This window comes from Rhodococcus sp. IEGM 1307 (assembly GCF_030056915.1).
Classification (GTDB): domain Bacteria; phylum Actinomycetota; class Actinomycetes; order Mycobacteriales; family Mycobacteriaceae; genus Rhodococcus_F; species Rhodococcus_F opacus_D.
In genome coordinates this window covers 393,271-409,844 of record NZ_JASHKW010000004.1, presented here as the reverse complement: position 1 = coordinate 409,844, position 16,574 = coordinate 393,271, and the positions used below count along the sequence as shown (strand labels likewise).

Here is a 16,574-nt window from a genome sequence, read left to right as displayed (position 1 = left end):
CCTACTGCCCGCTGACGGCGCCCTCCGCCGCCTCGGCCCATTCGCGCCACTGCTTGGCCTGCGCGAGGGCGCTCTCGGCGTCCTTCGTCTTGCCCGCCGCGGTCGCCTTGGCGGCCTGTTCCTCGAACTGCGTGACCCGCTCCCGGAACTGCGCGGCCCGGGCGAGGGCCTCCGGGTCGGTGCGGCGCCATTCCTCGTCGGCGGCGTCGCGGACACGCTTCTCGATGGCCCGCAGCTTGCCCTCGAGGTCGTGCATCCGCTCGCGGGGCACCTTCCCGATGGCGTCCCACTTCTCCTGCAGGTCGCGGAGCGCCGCCCTCGCCGCGTCGATGTCCTTGGCCGGATCGATGTGGCCGGCGTTCTTCAGCAACTCTTCCTTGGCGACCGCGTTCTCCTCGAACTCGGCGTCGCGTTCGGAGGACGCGGCGTTGCGGGCGGCGAAGAACACGTCCTGAGCGCCCTTGAAGCGCTTCCACAGGTTGTCGTCGGCTTCCCGCGGTGCGCGGCCGGCGGCCTTCCACTCGGCGAGCAGGTCACGGAAAGCTCCGGCCGTGGGGCCCCAGTCAGTGGAGTCGGACAGCGCCTCGGCCCGTGTGACGAGCTCTTCCTTCTTGGTCTTGGCGGCGGCGCGCTCGCGATCGAGTTCGGCGAAATGGGCGCCGCGGCGACGGTTGAACGCCTCCCGCGCCTTCGAGTACCGCTTCCACAGGGCGTCGTCGACCTTCCGGTCGATCCCGCGGATCGTCTTCCACTCGTCCAGGATCTCGCGCAACCGGTCGCCGGCGGCCTTCCACTGCGTGGATTCGGCACCGATCTGTTCCGCCTCGGCGGCCAGTGCTTCCTTGCGTTCGGTGTGAGCCTGCCGCGACAGTTCCTTCTCGTGCTTGGCGTGGGCCGCAGCCTCGTCGGATCCGGCGATGATGACGTCGAGCCGCGCCGCGAGTGAATCGATGTCACCGATCACCGCGGCGGTCGGCAGGGATTCGGCGAGCGCGAGCGCGGCCGCCTTGGTCTTCTTCGCGTCGCCCGCACCGGAACTGAGCCGGGCCTCGAGGAGTGCCACTTCCGTTGCCAGATCGTCGAAGCGCCGACCGAAGTGCGCCAGACCCTCCGCCGCGTCTCCGGCCTGCCACGACCCGATCTGCCGTTCGCCGTCCGCGGTCTTCACCCAGGCGGTGCCGTCGTCGTCCACGCGGCCGAACTTGCTCGGGTCACTGTGGGCGGGGGCGGCGACGGCGGGGGCGGAGAGGGCGTGTGTCGGTGTGGGGTGGGGCTTGGGCGCGCCCGGTTTCGCGGCGGCACCGGGCTTCGGGACGCTGGACTTCGGTGTGTCGTGCTGCTGAGCGGCAGGCTCCACGGCGGGCTTCGCGTCGCTGCTGTCGGTCATCGGTTCCTCATCTCTGCCGCGCGTCACGGCTGCCTGAACGCAATACTGGCTCCATACGACCCGGGGCGGGTGCTGGCTCCATTCAACCCGGTACGGGCCCTGTGGACTATTGAATCAGGTCGGACGGTCCGCGTTGGTACCGATTGACGGCAGCACCCGAATCGGATGTCGGGTCCCCTCGGACGGTCGACTAGCGTGACTGTGTGTTCACCGCCGCAATCCTTGTGCCGTCCCCACCGCTACTGGTACCCGAACTGACCGGGGCGGCCGCTGCGGAGACGGCGCCGTTGCGGGACGCGGTCCAGACGGCGGCGAAGGCGTTGTCCGCGCTCGCCACCGAGTGGGTGGCGGTCGGAGCGGCACCGGCCGCGGTGGAGGTGCGGGCCGACGCCCAGGGCACCTATCGCGGCTACGGCGTCGACGTGCGGGTCGCGCTGCGGCCCGGTCCGGCAGACGATCCCGACCCCGACCTGCCGCTCGCGGCGCTGACGGCTGGGTGGATTCGGGGGACGTGCGCGCCGGACGCCGTCGTCGACGCGCGGATCCTCTCAGCCGACCTGTCCCCGGAACAGTGCGCCGCGTACGGCGCGGAACTGCGCACGCTTCTCGACCGGGACCCGGAGCCGCGGGGGCTGGTGATCGTCGCGGACGGGGCGAACACCCTCACGGCGAAGGCGCCGGGCGCGTTCGACCCGCGCGCGGAAGGCGTGCAGGCCAGGATCGACGCGGCGCTCGACACCGGCGACCGCGACGCGCTGCTGGCCCTCGAACCCGCGGAGTGCGATTCCCTCGGCATCGGCGGGCGCGTCCCGTGGCAGGTGCTCGCCGGCGTGTTCGACGCGCCGCCCGCATCCTGCCGGACGCTGTACAGCGCGGCACCCTACGGAGTCGGCTACCACGTGGGGGAGTGGCGTCCGTGACGTCACCCGTGCCGATCGCCGTCGTCGGACCGACCGCCACCGGAAAGTCGGATCTCGCACTGGACCTGGCCGAACGTCTCGGCGGCGAAATCGTCAACATCGACGCGATGCAGCTGTACCGGGGCATGGACATCGGCACCGCGAAACTCGCCCCGGCCGAGCGCCGCGGAATCCCGCACCACCAACTCGACGTGCTCGACGTGACGGAGACGGCCACCGTCGCGAACTATCAGCAGGCGGCGGTCCGTGATGTGGAGGCGATCGCCGCGCGCGGCGCCGTGCCGGTCATCGTCGGCGGATCGATGATGTACGTGCAGTCGCTGCTCGACGAGTGGACCTTCCCCGCCACCGATGCGTCGGTGCGGGCGCGGTGGGAAGCCGTCCTCGCCGAGAAGGGCGTCGCGGCCGTCCACGCCGAACTCGGCCGGGTGGACCCCGAGGCCGCGGCGTCGATCCTCCCCACCGACGGCAGACGCCTGGTCCGTGCCCTCGAAGTCGTCGAGATCACCGGGAAACCGTTCGCCGCGTCGGCCCCTCGCATCGGCGAACCGCGCTGGGGCACACACATCGTCGGTGTCGAGCGGGACACCGCCGAACTCGACGACCGGATCCGGCTCCGCACCCGGCTCATGTTCGAACGCGGGCTCGTCGACGAGGTCCGCGGGCTCATAGACCTGGGACTGCGCGAGGGCGTCACCGCCCCCCGGGCCATCGGCTACGCGCAGGTCCTCGCGTGGCTCGACGGCGAATACGACCTCGACGAGGCACAGGAACGCACGTTCATCGGCACTCGGCGCTACGTGCGCAGGCAACGGTCGTGGTTCCGCCGCGACACCCGCATCCACTGGGTCGACGGAAGCGACCCCGACCTCGCGGACACCACGATCCGCACCCTCGGCGAGACCCGAACACTGGGAGAACGATGAGCCGCGCACCGTCCGGACGCAACCGTCCGGCCCCGTCCCTGCTGGTGACCACCCGCAACGCCCGCTTCCAGCAGTGGCAGTCCTACCTCACCAACCGCGCCAAACGAACGAAGGCGGGACGCTTCCTGATCCAGGGCGTCCGCCCCCTCAACCTGGCGCTGGAACACGACTGGCCGATCGAATCGCTGCTGCACCGCATCGACGGCCCGCCACTGTCCGACTGGGCGCGGGAACTGCTCGAGACCCGGTCCGTCGAACAGATCGGTGTCAGTGCCGAACTGATGACCGAACTGGGCGAGAAGACCACCACCACCGCGCCGGAACTGATCGCCATTGCGAAGACGCGAACCCCGCGACTGAAGGACCTGCGACTGCAGTCCGTCCCCCTGATCGTCGTGTTCGACCGGCCCGCCTCACCCGGAAATCTGGGCACCCTCGTCCGTTCCGCCAACGCGTTCGGCGCCGACGCGGTCGTCGTCGTCGGCCACGGCGCAGATCCATTCGACCCCCGGAGTGTCCGCGCCTCCACCGGATCCCTCTTTGCGATGCCCGTCGTCACGGTCTCGTCCGTCGACGAGATCCTCGCCTTCCGCGACGCCCGGCGTGCGTCCGGAACCGACCTGCACATCGTCGGCACCGACGAGACCGGCTCCGTCACCATCGACGCCCACGACTTCGGCGGCGGCACCGTGCTCGTGATCGGCAACGAGACCCGCGGGATGAGCGCCGCGTGGCGCGACGCCTGCGACACGGTGGTCAGCATCCCGATCGGAGGCGCCGCGAGTTCCCTCGGCGCCCCCTCCGCCGGCGCCGTCGCCCTCTACGAAATCGCCCGGCAGCGCAAATGAACCGCACCGCGGTCGCGTAAATGAACCGCACCGCGGTCGCACAGATGAACAGCACCTGCTCGACCGTTGGTTAGAGTGGTGCGCATGGATTTCAGCAAGGGACACGGCACCGAGAACGACTTCGTGGTCCTCCCGGATCCCGATGTCCGCATCGACCTGTCGGCCCCGCGGGTGGCGGCGTTGTGCGATCGCAGGCGCGGGCTCGGCGCCGACGGAATCCTGCGCGTCGCGAAGGCCGGTGCGCTGGCCGGCGCCGGTGTGCTCGCCGAACTCCCCGACGGCACGTCGGAGGACGACTGGTTCATGGACTACCGCAACGCCGACGGGTCGATCGCGGAGATGTGTGGCAACGGCGTCCGCGTCTTCGCCCACTACCTCCGGGCGGCGGGGCTCGAGTCCCGCGACGAGTTCGTGGTGGGCAGCCGGGCCGGCGGCAAACCGGTGATCGTGCACTCGGCCGACGGCGCCTTCGGTGAGGTCACCGTCGACATGGGTGTGGTGCGCGATCTGGGAACCAGTGCCGCGACCATCGACGGCAAGGTGTTCAACGGGATCGGCATCGACGTCGGCAACCCGCACCTGGCGTGTGTCGACGCGCACCTCACGGCGGCGTCCCTGTCGGCCCTCGACCTGACGGCTGCACCCGGGTTCGATCCCGGCTTCTTCCCGCACGGCGTCAACGTGGAGATCCTCACCCGCATCGATTCCGGTGCCGTGGACATGCGGGTGCACGAGCGCGGGGTCGGCGAAACCCGGTCGTGCGGCACCGGCACGGTGGCAGCGGCCACCGCCGCGCTGCGCTTCGAGGGGGCCGACTCCGGTGAGGTGAACGTCCGTATTCCCGGTGGTCAGGTCACTGTCGCGGTGTCCGGCGGCCGGGCGACGTTGCGTGGACCGTCCGTCCTGGTGGCGTCCGGGAACCTCGACGACGGCTGGTGGAACGGACTCGCCTGATCGCCCTGCGCGAAATGCACGTGCACACCCTCGACATTCCGTGGGATCATGAGGGTGTATGACGAAAACACATCGCACAGAAGAATCGCCGATCTCCGACTCCACTGAGTTCGCCTACGACGACGGGCGCCCCTCGGTCGGCGAGATGCAACTCGAGGACCGCAGCGCGCTGCGCCGAGTTGCCGGGCTCTCCACCGAGCTCACAGACGTCACCGAGGTCGAATACCGACAGCTGCGCCTCGAACGCGTGGTGCTCGTCGGTGTCTGGACGCAGGGAACCGCGGCGCAGGCCGAATCCAGCATGGCCGAGCTCGCGGCGCTGGCCGAGACCGCCGGGTCCGAGGTCCTCGAGGGCCTCGTCCAGCGGCGGGACAAACCCGACGCTGCCACCTACATCGGCTCCGGTAAGGCCGAGGAACTCCGTGAGGTCGTCCTCTCGACCGGCGCCGACACCGTCATCTGCGACGGTGAACTCACTCCCGCGCAGTTGACCGCGCTGGAGAAGGTCGTCAAGGTCAAGGTCATCGACCGGACGGCCCTCATCCTCGACATCTTCGCTCAGCATGCGACGTCCAGGGAGGGCAAAGCGCAGGTGGCGCTGGCCCAGATGGAATACATGCTGCCCCGACTGCGTGGCTGGGGTGAATCGATGTCCCGGCAGGCGGGTGGTCGCGCCGGCAGCAACGGCGGCGTGGGTCTGCGTGGTCCCGGTGAGACCAAGATCGAGACGGACCGCCGGCGAATCCGGGAGCGGATGGCGAAGCTGCGCCGCGAGATCAAGGGCATGAAGGCCGCCCGCGACACCAAACGCACCAGGCGTCTGCGCAGCGAGACCCCGTCCATCGCGATCGTCGGCTACACCAACGCAGGCAAGTCGAGCCTGCTCAACGCGCTGACCGGGTCCGGGGTGCTGGTGCAGAACGCGCTGTTCGCCACCCTGGATCCCACCACCCGGCGGGCGGCGCTGGACGACGGCCGCGAGTACGTCCTCACCGACACCGTCGGGTTCGTGCGGCACCTGCCGACGCAGCTGATCGAGGCGTTCCGCTCGACGCTGGAGGAAGTCACGGACGCGGATCTGCTGCTGCACGTCGTCGACGGTTCCGATCCGCTGCCCACGGATCAGATCAGGGCCGTCCACGAGGTGATCACCGAGGTGATCCGGGAGAACGACGCCGCAGCGCCGCCGGAGCTCATCGTGGTGAACAAGATCGACGCGGCCGACCCGGTCACGTTGACCCAGTTGCGCGGCCTGCTGCCGGGTGCGTCGTTCGTCTCCGCCCGGACCGGGGAAGGCATCGCCGAGTTGCGCGCGCATCTCAGCGACGTCCTGATCCGCCCGGAGATCGAGGTCAGCGTGCTCCTCCCGTACAACCGGGGAGATCTGATGGCCCGGATCCACTCGGACGGACAGATCCTCGACTCGTCCCACGAAGAGGACGGCACGCGCGTCCATGCGCGGGTGCCCGAAGCGCTGGCGTCGGCACTGGTTCAGTACAACGGCAGTGCCTGACCGTTCACGGTGGTCGCGCTCACGGTGGTCGCTCCGAGTCGCGGTTGCAGTCCTCGCTGCGTGCACACCGCTCGCGGCGGCGGGCACCGGATCGGCCGAGCCGTTCTTCCGCGATCAGACGGCCGTCGATGCATCGGAATTCGGTCCGCTCTGCACTCCCGACGATTCGGCGGCCGGAACCCCGGACGAGGCCTCGCTGGAAGAGTTGTCGGGGCTCGTGTCGGCCGGGGGACTGCTCTATGCGGTCGGTGACAGCGGTTCCGACCGTGCGGTCGCGGTGATGGACGGGAACTGCGCCGTGCAGCGGTGGCTTCCGCTGCCGGTCGATCCGTACGACGTCGAGGACATGGCGTCCGGCCCCGACGGCCGGCTGTGGCTCGCCGACACCGGCGACAACGGACGCCGCCGCGACACGGTGGCACTGATCGCGATGGACCGCGACACCGGTGCGGGAGAACTGCATCGGCTGACGTATCCGGACGGCCCGCACGACGCGGAGACCGCTCTCGTCCAGCGCGACGGCACCCCACTGATCGTCACGAAGGAAGTGTTCGGGGCGGGCAACGTGTACCGGCCTGCCGGGGGCGCCGTCGTGGGCGACCTCGCGAGCCCCGGCCCGACCCCGCTCGAGAAGGTGGGGACGCTGGACGTCGCGGAGACGAACGGCGCCGACGACGCCACCACCGGGAGCGGCACCACGGCGCCGGCCCTGCATTCGACGATGTTCACCGGCGGCGCCGTGTCCGCCGACGGAACCGTGGCCGCCATCCGCAGCTACTCCGACGTGTTCCTGTTCTCCGCCCCGGACGGCGACCTGGCCGCCGCGTTCGCCGCGGGGCCCGTGGTGCGCGCACACGTGCCGCAGCAGCCGCAGGGGGAGTCGATCGCGTTCACCGAGAACGGCGACCTGCTGATCGCCTCCGAGGCGCGGGAGGGGCCCGTTCCGCCGATTCAGGCGTTGCCCGGGGCGGTGTCGAGGGTGCAGGAGCAGGCCCGCGCGCAGACAGCCGCCGACGAGGCGTCGGCGCAGTCGCCGGGAACGGTGTGGGGAATCGGCGTCGCCGGCGGCGCGGTCGTGCTCGTGGTCGTCGCCGGCTTCCTGATCCGCCGCCGTGCCCGATAGGTCTGTTTTGCGAGAAATGTTGCGAGCCTGATTCTTTCGATGACCGACGCGGTGTGAATACTGGCGGGGTGCAGGCCCACGAGTTGTTGTCGCGTATCGCCCACCTGTCGCTCGAGCACGGTCGCGCCCAGGCCGCATCGACCGTTGCCGTGGTGGTGGGCGTCGTCGTGATGCTCGCGGCGTCGCGTTCCGCAAGGGCGCCGATCCTCCGCGCCGCCGCGGTCGCGGTGCCCGTGACCGCGGTGATCGGGGGAGCGGTGTGGGCGAGGTACCGGCCGCTTCCCAATCAGATACCGCCGGCGGGTTACGCATGGATCTGGCTCGCCGTCGGCACCCTCGTACTCGCAGCCACCATCCTGCTCCGGAAACCCGGTGTCCTCCGCGCCGCGGCGGTCGGGGCGGCAGGTGCCGTGGTCGCGGCCGCGGCGGTGGGGCAGGTCAACGCGGAGGTCGGCGTCTTCCCGACCGTCGGTTCGCTGGTGGGACACCGCCCGCCGACGGTCGTCGAGCCGGTGTCGTTCGGTGACGTCCCCGGGTTCGAGAGCGCCGTGCAGTCCGGGACCCCGGCGGACTCGGTGTGGACACGTCCGGTGCGCACACCCGGCTCCGGTGTGGTGACGGAAGTGGAGATCCCCGGCACCGAATCCGGATTCCCGGCCCGGCCGGCCGTGCTGTATCTGCCGCCGGCGTACCTGACCTCACCCCGCGCCGTGCTCCCCGTCATGGTCATGATCGCGGGACAGCCGGGGCGCCCCCAGGACTGGTTCAGCAGCGGACGACTGGGGTCCACGGTGGATGCGTACGCCGCGCGGCACGACGGCCTCGCACCGGTCGTCGTGGTGGTCGACGCACTGGGGTCGCAGGACGCGAATCCGCTCTGCCTGGATTCGGCGCTGGGGAACGCCGCCACCTACGTCGCTCGTGACGTCCCCGCCTGGATCGAGAAGTCTCTGCAGGTGTCGCACGATCCTGCGCAGTGGGCGATCGGCGGATTCTCCTACGGGGGAACCTGTTCGATCCAGCTGGCCGTGAACTATCCGGCGATCTACCCGACGTTTCTCGACTTCCTCGGTCAGGACGAGCCCTCGCTGGGCGATCACGCGGGGACGGTCGCGGCGACGTTCGCCGGCGACGAGCGGGCGTTCGCGGCGGTCAATCCGGTCGACGTGCTGAGGACGCGGCAGTTCCCGGAATTGACCGGGGTGTTCGTCGCCGGGGCGGCGGACGACGAATACCGCCCGCAGCAGCAGCGGATGTTCGCTGCCGCGCGGGCGGCCGGTCTGCACGTGCGGTACTACGAGCTCCCCGGTGGCCACACAGGGGCCACCTGGGGTGCGGCGCTCGAACGGGAGATGGACTGGACCGGCCGTCAGCTGGGCGTCACCGGCTGACGGCCGGATACCGGTCAGGCGTCGAGGTCGGCCGCCACCAGCTGGGCCACCTTCTCGACGGCGTCGGCGTCGTCGCTGGTGACCGTGACGTCGGTGCCCTTGGTGGCGCCGAGCGTCATGATGAGCAGTGCGGAGCCGGCGTCCACGGGTTCGCCGTCCGCCACGGCCAGCGTGACGGGCACACCGGCGGCGGCAACCGCTTCGGCGATGACGGCGGCGGGACGGGCGTGCAGGCCGATGGACGAACCGACGGCGACTGTGGTGCTGGGCATGGGACTCTCTCCTCTGTCGGTGGGGTTGATGCGGGGCGATCTGTTTCTCTTACGCTGCGACGGTCGCAACGTCGGGGTCGAGTTCGGCGTCGGACGCGCCGGGCTTGATGAATTCTTTGGCGCCGACGACGCACAGTGCGGCGACGACGACACCGGCGGCCAGCGCCACCAGGAACCACAGCAGGTTGCCGATGGCGAAGAAGACGAAGATTCCGCCGTGCGGTGCGCTGAGGGTGACGTCGAACGCCATGATCAGGGCGCCGGTGACGGCGCCGCCGGCCATCATCGAGGGAATGACGCGCAGCGGGTCGGCGGCGGCGAACGGAATGGCACCTTCGGAGATGAACGCCGAGCCGAGAAGCCAGGCCGCCTTGCCGTTCTCGCGTTCCGCCTCGCTGAACAGGCTGGGACGCAGGACGGTCGACGCGAGAGCCATCGCCAGCGGCGGGACCATGCCCGCAGCCATGACGGCAGCCATGATCCGCAGCGAGGCGGGATCGTTGACGTTGAGGCCGGCCACCGCGAACGCGTACGCCGCCTTGTTCACCGGGCCACCGAGGTCGAAGCACATCATCAGGCCGAGGATGATGCCGAGGAAGATGACGGAGCTGCCGGACAGACCGTTGAGCCAGTTCGTCAGGCCCGACGTGATCGCGGCGAGCGGACGGCCCAGGACCAGGAACATGAGGGCGCCGACGATCAGAGTCGCGAACAGCGGAATGATCACCACCGGCATCAGGCCGCGCAACCATTGGGGAACCGGGATCCGGCTGATCCACAGCGCGACCACACCGGCGATCAGACCACCGACGAGGCCACCGATGAATCCGGCGCCGACGAAGACCGCGACGGCACCCGCGGTGAAGCCCGGCGCCAGACCGGGCCGGTCGGCGATGGCGAAGGCGATGTAACCGGCCAGAGCGGGCACGAGGAAGCTGAATGCCAGCGAACCCAGTTGGAACAGCACCGCGCCCAGGTACGTCGCCAGGCCACCGTCGGGGAGTTGGCCGAGGGAGTTGCTGAGGACGATGTCCTCCGCGGGACCGGAGATCTCGTACCCGCCGAGCAGGAAGCCGAGGGCGATCAGCAGACCGCCGGCGGCGACGAAGGGGATCATGTAACTGACACCGGTGAGCAGCACCTGACGCAGGTGGGTGCCCCAGCCGATCGATCCGGCCGGCTCGTCCGCCGCGCTGCCGGCACTACCCGCGTCCACGGTGGCCGCGGACGGGTTCATGCCCGCGCGCAGTGCCTCGGTGATCATGGTGTCGGGCTCGTTGATGGCGCGCTTGACTCCCGACGCCACCACCGGCTTGCCCGCGAAGCGTTCCTTGCCCTTCACCCCGACATCGGTGGCGAAGATGACGGCGGACGCGCCCGCGATCACTCCCGGTGCCAGCGGTGTGCTTCCACTCGAACCCTGCGTCTCCACGTGGACGACGACGCCCGCGCGTTCGCCGGCGGCGACGAGGGAGTCGGCCGCCATGTACGTGTGGGCGATGCCGGTGGGGCAGGCCGTGACCGCGACGATGTGCTTCGGTCCCTCTTCGGGCTCGGGTTCCTTCTCCGGGGTGACCGGTTCGGGCTTCGGAGCCGGGGCCGCGGCAGCCGCCGCGGGGGCTGCCGCGGGGGCTGCCGCGGGGGCTGCCGCAGCGGCAGTCGGTGTGGCGGTGGGTGCGGGTGCCAGGACGTCGTTCACCAGGGTGACGATCTCGGCGGGGGTCTTCGCATCACGCAGGGCGCCGACGAAGGCGGGGCGGACCAGTGCCCGCGCGAGCGAGGAGAGCAGCTTCATGTGCTCCGCGCCCGCGCCTTCGGGTGCGGCGATGAGGAACACCAGATCTGCGGGTCCGTCGGGGGCGCCGAAGTCGACCTTCGGGGCGAGCCGGGCGAATCCGAGGGACGCCGCCACAACAGCTTCGGAACGGCAGTGGGGGATCGCGATCCCACCGGGAAGTCCTGTCGCCGATTGTGATTCACGCGCCAGTGCGGCGTCGCGGAGAGCGTCCGCTTCGGTGGCGCGACCGGCGTCGGCCAGACGCCGGGAGAGCGCGGAGATCACGTCCTCCTTGGAGGCTCCGAGGTCGGTGTCCAGGGAGATCAGATCTTCGCTGATGATCTGCGGCCCCGAATCGCGGTCGGGTGTCGAGTGAGACATGGTGTTTCCTTCTGGTTCAGGCCGGATCGGGGGCGGGGGAGCTGAGGGCGGTGACGGTGACGGCGTCGATGTCGACGTGTTCGGGGGTCGGCAGGGTGGTGCCGGGGAGGGCTGCCGCTGCGCTGCCGTAGGCAACGGCGGATCGGAGGCAGTCCGCGGGCGTTGCACCGGACATGTGCGCTGCCAGGTAACCCGCCAGCGACGAGTCGCCGGCGCCGACGGTGCTGCGGGCGACGATCGGTGGTGGCGTGGCCCACCAGGCGCCGGCCTCGGTCACGAGAACCGCACCCGCGGCGCCGAGCGTGGCGAGGACGGCTTCGACCCCGCGGTCCACGAGTTGCCTGCCGGCATGGGCGGTGGCCGTCGGGTCCCCGCGCAGCGCGGACTCCTCGAGCAGCTGCCCGTCGGCGCCCGTGAGCTGCGCGAGTTCCTCGCTGTTCGGTTTCACGAGGTCGGGAGCGGCCGCGGGGAACCGGTCCGCGAGCGCGAGCAGCGGGGCGTCCGACGTGTCGACGGCGACCCTGCACGGCGCCGAGCGCAAAGCCTCGACGAGCGTGGCGTACCAGTCGGTGGGAATGCCCGGGGGAAGCGACCCGGACAGCACCACCCATTCGGCCCGGGACCCGCGCTCGATGATCTCCGACTGCAGATCGGCGAGGGACTCGGCCGACATCGCGACGCCGGGTTCGTTGACCTTGGTGGTGGTGCCGTCCGGTTCGGTGATGGTGATGTTGGTGCGCGCCGGACCGGACGTCGCCACGGTCACGTGCTCGATCCCGTGCTCGGACAGGGCGGTGAGCAGGGGATCGCCCTCGTTGCCGGGGAGTACGGCGACAGCGGCGACGCCGGCCGAGGTGAGTGCGCGGGCGACGTTGACGCCTTTGCCGCCGGGGTCGCTGTGGGTGGCGGCCGCGCGCAGGACGGTTCCTCGTTCGAGGCGCCCCACCAGGTTGACGGTGCGGTCGATGCTCGGATTGGCGGTCAGCGTGACGATCATGCGATCACCACCTCGATTCCCTGGTCGTGGAAGTGGGCTCGGTCTGCGGAACTGATGTCGGCGTCGGTGACGAGGATGTCGACGCTGTGGATGGGGGCGAAGCTCACGAGGTGCTCGCGGCCGACCTTCGACGAGTCGGCGACCACGACGACGTGGTTGGCGCACCGGACCATCGCGCGCTTGACCGCGGCCTCCTCGGTGTCCGGTGTGGACAGGCCGTGGCCGACGCTGAGCGCGTTGGTGCCGATGAACGCGACGTCGACGCGGAGGACATCGAGGATGCGCAGCGCCTCCTCGCCGACGGCGGCCTGCGTGATGCCGCGCACCCGGCCGCCCAGCATGTGGAGCGTCACCGAATTGAGTCCCGCGAGCCGGGCGGCGATCGGCACCGAGTTGGTGATCACGGTGAGGTCCAGATCGGACGGGAGTTCCGGGATGATGCGCCCCGTCGTGGTTCCCGCGTCGAACAGCACGCTGCCACCGGACGGCGGCAGGTAGGTGGCGGCGCGCTTGGCGATCCGGTCCTTCTGCTCGGCGCGGGTGTGATCGCGCTCCGTCATGCCGGGCTCGGTGACGGTGAGGGACCCCGCGGGCACCGCGCCGCCGTGCACGCGGCGGACGTGGCCGAGACGCTCGAGTAGCGCGAGGTCACGTCGCACGGTCTCGGTGGTGACGCCGAACGTGTCGGAGAGGTCCGCGACCGACATGCGTCCCCGCTGCGAGATCAGCGTGGTGACCGCTTGCTGGCGTTCTTCCGGATACACCGTGACCCCGTTCCTGTTCTCGTCGATGAAGTGTTCGGTGACGCGATTCGTTATGGTCTGCATCACACGAAATGTTGTGTCATGTTGTTTTACGCCCGAGTGTGTTGACATGTCAAGAGTTGAGAGTAATCTCCGTCACATAGTCGATTCGCATTTCCGACTGTGCGAAGACAGAACGAACCGGCCAGGAGGATCCGATGACCGAAAACCGTGAAATCGTGCGAGGTACACCGGTGGTACCGGGCATTGCCTACGCGCCGGTGATCTGGCCGGCTCCGCGGCCGGAGGTCGCGCCCGGTTCGGCCCGGATCGACGAGGTGTCGCGCGACGCGGAGAAGGTCCGATTCGAGGAAGCGGCCGCCGTGGTGTCGCAACGACTCCGCGACCGCGCGGCGAGCGTGTCCGGCGCCGCGGCAGAGGTGCTGCAGGCGAACGCGGCGATGGCCGCCGACCGCGGCTGGCTCGGTGCAGCGCAGAAGCTGATCGCCGGTGGAACCCCGGCCGAGGAAGCGGCGGCCGAGGCCACCGAGCAGTTCGCCACCCTGTTCACCAAGATGGGCGGGCTGATGGCCGAACGGGTGACTGACCTGCGCGACATCCGGGACCGCGTGGTGTCCGAACTCCTCGGTCTGCCCGAACCCGGCATCCCCGTGCCCACGACACCGTCGATCCTGTGTGCCCAGGACCTCGCGCCCGCCGACACCGCCGGTCTCGATCCCGAGCTGATCGTCGGACTCGTGACCGTCCTCGGCGGCCCCACCAGCCACACCGCGATCATCTCGCGGCAGCTGGGCATTCCGTGTGTGGTCGCGGTGCGTGACCTCGAATCCGTCGTCGCGGGCACCCCCGTCCTCCTCGACGGCTCGGCCGGCGAACTCGTCGTCGAACCGGACCCCGTGGAGGCCCGCGCCGCCGTGGAACACGGCCGCGCCGAACGGATCCGCATCCAGTCGTGGGAGGGGCCCGGCCGCACGAGCGACGGACATTCCGTGTCGATTCTGGCCAATGTTCAGGACGGGGCCGGTGCGCGGTCGGCCGCCACGACCGCCGCCGAGGGCGTCGGACTGTTCCGCACCGAGTTGTGCTTCCTGGACCGCGATTCCGAGCCCGGCGTCGACGAGCAGGCCGAGATCTACGGCGAGGTGCTCGACGCGTTCGCCGGCCGGAAAGTGGTGATCCGGACGCTCGACGCGGGTTCGGACAAGCCGCTGCGCTTCGCCAACCACGCCGAAGAGGCGAACCCGGCACTCGGGGTCCGCGGAATCCGGATCGCCGAACAGAATCCGGGCATCCTCAGCAGGCAACTCGACGCCGTCGCCGCCGCGGCGAAGCAGACGCAGTCGCAGCCGTGGGTGATGGCGCCGATGATCTCGACTCCCGCCGAGGCCGAATCCTTCGCGGCGGAGGTCCGGGCTCGCGGACTCGTGCCCGGCGTAATGGTCGAGGTACCGGCCGCCGCGCTCCTGGCCGACCGTCTTCTGCGCCACGTCGACTTCCTGTCCATCGGCACGAACGACCTTGCGCAGTACACGATGGCCGCCGACCGGATGTCCTCCGACCTGGCATCGCTCACCGATCCCTGGCAGCCGGCGGTCCTCGCGCTCGTCGCCCGCACGGCCGCGGCGGGCATCGCGGCAGGCAAACCGGTCGGCGTCTGCGGCGAGGCGGCCGCCGACCCGCTGCTCGCCTGCGTGCTGATCGGACTCGGGGTCACGTCGCTGTCCTGCGCGGGTGCCGCCGTATCCGGTGTGGGTGCGAAGGTGGGATCGGTCTCGCTGGACGACTGCCGTCGTGCCGCCGAGGACGTGCTCGCCACGAGCGATCCTGCGGAGGCGCGTGCCGCGGCGGTCCGGGTGCTGGGCGCGTAGCCCCGGTGTGCTGCGGGATCCGGTCCCGAAGGCGCGAAACTCCCAGATCGTGCCTACTATTGGCGAACTGTGACGAAAAGAGAAACCGACGCCCCCGACGGTCCGGCCGGCGGCTCAGCCGGCCCGTCCACCCCCACACGGGCGTTCGGGTGGACGCTGCACGGTGACGGCAGGCGGATCGGTGAGGGCGAGGTGGTCGCTCCCGGCGAGCGTCTCACCTGGCCGCGCACGGTCGGAATCGGGATGCAGCACGTCATCGCGATGTTCGGCGCCACCCTCCTGGTGCCGACCATCACCGGGTTCCCGGTCACGACGACACTGCTGTTCTCGGGTATCGGGACGGCCCTGTTCCTGCTCATCACCCGTGGCCGCATCCCCAGCTATCTCGGATCGTCGTTCGCGTTCATCGCGCCGCTGACGGCGTCGCAGAGTTCGGGTCCCGCCGCGCAACTCGGCGGTGTCGCCGCCGCGGGTCTGTTGCTGCTCGTGGTGGGCATCGCAGTGAAGCTGGCCGGATCGCGAGTCATCGACGCCGTCATGCCCCCGGTCGTCACCGGCGCCGTGGTCGCGTTGATCGGGCTCAATCTCGCACCCACTGCGGTGGATTCGTTCGAATCGCAACCGCTGATCGCCGGGGTGACCCTGCTGGCGATCCTGCTCGTGACCGTGCTCGGTCCGGGACTGCTGGGCCGTCTCGGCATTCTCGTCGGGGTCGTCGTCGGCTGGGTGTTCGCCGCCGTGATCGGCGGGCTCGCCGAGGAGCGGGTGACGGCGCTGCGGGAGGCGGCCTGGTTCGGCGTGCCCGAACTGCGGGGACCGACGTTCGAATGGTCCGTGATCGCGCTGACCCTGCCGGTGGTCATCGTCCTGATCGCCGAGAACGTCGGCCACGTCAAGGCGGTGTCGGCCATGACGGGTCGGTCGCTCGACGACGTCGCCGGCGACGCCCTCGTCGCGGACGGATTGGCCACCACCCTCGCCGGATTCGGCGGCGGCTCCGGAACCACCACGTACGCCGAGAACATCGGAGTCATGGCCGCGACGCGGGTGTACTCCACCGCCGCCTACTGGGTCGCGGCCGCCACCGCCGTGGTTCTCGCGTTCTCACCGAAGTTCGGTGCCCTCGTGTTCACGGTGCCGAACGGTGTCATCGGCGGCGCCACCCTCGTGCTGTACGGACTGATCGGCGTCCTCGGTGTGCGCATCTGGATGGACGCCGAGGTGGACTTCACCGACCCCGTGAACCTCACCGTGGTCGCTGCGGCGCTCGTCGCCGGCATCGGCGACCTGACGCTGACGATCGGATCCGTGGAACTCGGTGGCATCGCGTGGGGTTCGGTCGGCATCCTCGTCGCCTACCCGGTGATGCGCTCGCTCGCGCGGTTCCGCAAGCCCTGACACGGTGACCGGATGGGTCACGAATCCCGATCACCTGGGTCATTCACCACGGTGT

14 protein-coding genes are annotated in these 16,574 nt (G+C 70.2%); 9 read left to right on the top strand and 5 right to left on the bottom strand.

Features of this window, described 5'->3' with window-relative positions; translation table 11 throughout:
- Window position 1: 1 nt before the first annotated feature.
- The gene (locus QM841_RS10595; RefSeq protein WP_280783278.1) at window positions 2-1,387 is read right to left on the bottom strand and encodes a DUF349 domain-containing protein; all 1,386 of its coding nucleotides are present in this window, start codon (window positions 1,385-1,387) and stop codon (window positions 2-4) included.
- Between the two features lie 203 nt (window positions 1,388-1,590).
- Here QM841_RS10595 and QM841_RS10590 point away from each other — a divergent pair, with 203 nt between their 5' ends.
- The 7 genes from QM841_RS10590 to QM841_RS10560 all read left to right on the top strand — a co-directional run bounded on the left by QM841_RS10590 (window position 1,591) and on the right by QM841_RS10560 (window position 9,062).
- On the top strand, window positions 1,591-2,307 hold the full coding sequence (locus tag QM841_RS10590) for a class III extradiol dioxygenase subunit B-like domain-containing protein (RefSeq protein ID WP_283331936.1): 717 nt from the start codon (window positions 1,591-1,593) through the stop codon (window positions 2,305-2,307).
- Entirely contained in the window at window positions 2,304-3,233 is a 930-nt protein-coding gene (gene miaA / locus QM841_RS10585; RefSeq protein WP_283331935.1) for a tRNA (adenosine(37)-N6)-dimethylallyltransferase MiaA, read from the top strand. The genes QM841_RS10590 and miaA overlap by 4 nt, the downstream gene beginning before the upstream one ends.
- Window positions 3,230-4,081 (top strand): TrmH family RNA methyltransferase, encoded by an 852-nt coding sequence (locus QM841_RS10580; protein WP_283331934.1) that lies wholly within the window; start codon window positions 3,230-3,232, stop codon window positions 4,079-4,081. Before miaA ends, QM841_RS10580 begins: the two co-directional genes overlap by 4 nt.
- A gap of 84 nt (window positions 4,082-4,165) precedes the next feature.
- Window positions 4,166-5,035, top strand: a complete 870-nt coding sequence (gene dapF, locus QM841_RS10575; RefSeq protein ID WP_280783282.1) for a diaminopimelate epimerase — start codon at window positions 4,166-4,168, stop codon at window positions 5,033-5,035.
- A gap of 58 nt (window positions 5,036-5,093) precedes the next feature.
- On the top strand, window positions 5,094-6,548 hold the full coding sequence (hflX, locus tag QM841_RS10570) for a GTPase HflX (protein ID WP_011598570.1): 1,455 nt from the start codon (window positions 5,094-5,096) through the stop codon (window positions 6,546-6,548).
- Window positions 6,541-7,671: a hypothetical protein gene (locus QM841_RS10565; protein WP_283331933.1), complete on the top strand. Its 1,131-nt coding sequence runs from the start codon at window positions 6,541-6,543 to the stop codon at window positions 7,669-7,671. Before hflX ends, QM841_RS10565 begins: the two co-directional genes overlap by 8 nt.
- Before the next feature lie 68 nt (window positions 7,672-7,739).
- On the top strand, window positions 7,740-9,062 hold the full coding sequence (locus tag QM841_RS10560) for an alpha/beta hydrolase (protein ID WP_283331932.1): 1,323 nt from the start codon (window positions 7,740-7,742) through the stop codon (window positions 9,060-9,062).
- Window positions 9,063-9,076: 14 nt separating this feature from the next.
- Here QM841_RS10560 and QM841_RS10555 read toward each other — a convergent pair whose 3' ends face one another.
- The 4 genes from QM841_RS10555 to QM841_RS10540 are packed head-to-tail and all read right to left on the bottom strand — an operon-like array spanning window position 9,077 to window position 13,253.
- Entirely contained in the window at window positions 9,077-9,334 is a 258-nt protein-coding gene (locus QM841_RS10555; protein ID WP_005261132.1) for an HPr family phosphocarrier protein, read from the bottom strand.
- A 49-nt stretch (window positions 9,335-9,383) separates the two neighbouring features.
- On the bottom strand, window positions 9,384-11,492 hold the full coding sequence (locus QM841_RS10550; protein WP_283331931.1) for a PTS fructose transporter subunit IIABC: 2,109 nt from the start codon (window positions 11,490-11,492) through the stop codon (window positions 9,384-9,386).
- 16 nt (window positions 11,493-11,508) lie between these two features.
- Entirely contained in the window at window positions 11,509-12,489 is a 981-nt protein-coding gene (gene pfkB / locus QM841_RS10545) for a 1-phosphofructokinase (protein ID WP_011598574.1), read from the bottom strand.
- On the bottom strand, window positions 12,486-13,253 hold the full coding sequence (locus QM841_RS10540) for a DeoR/GlpR family DNA-binding transcription regulator (protein WP_105414635.1): 768 nt from the start codon (window positions 13,251-13,253) through the stop codon (window positions 12,486-12,488). Before QM841_RS10540 ends, pfkB begins: the two co-directional genes overlap by 4 nt.
- A 197-nt stretch (window positions 13,254-13,450) precedes the next feature.
- Between QM841_RS10540 and ptsP the strand changes: the two genes are divergently transcribed.
- Entirely contained in the window at window positions 13,451-15,121 is a 1,671-nt protein-coding gene (ptsP, locus tag QM841_RS10535; RefSeq protein WP_105414561.1) for a phosphoenolpyruvate--protein phosphotransferase, read from the top strand.
- Window positions 15,122-15,190: 69 nt separating this feature from the next.
- Window positions 15,191-16,519 (top strand): uracil-xanthine permease family protein, encoded by a 1,329-nt coding sequence (locus QM841_RS10530; RefSeq protein WP_065490622.1) that lies wholly within the window; start codon window positions 15,191-15,193, stop codon window positions 16,517-16,519.
- Window positions 16,520-16,574: the final 55 nt, after the last annotated feature.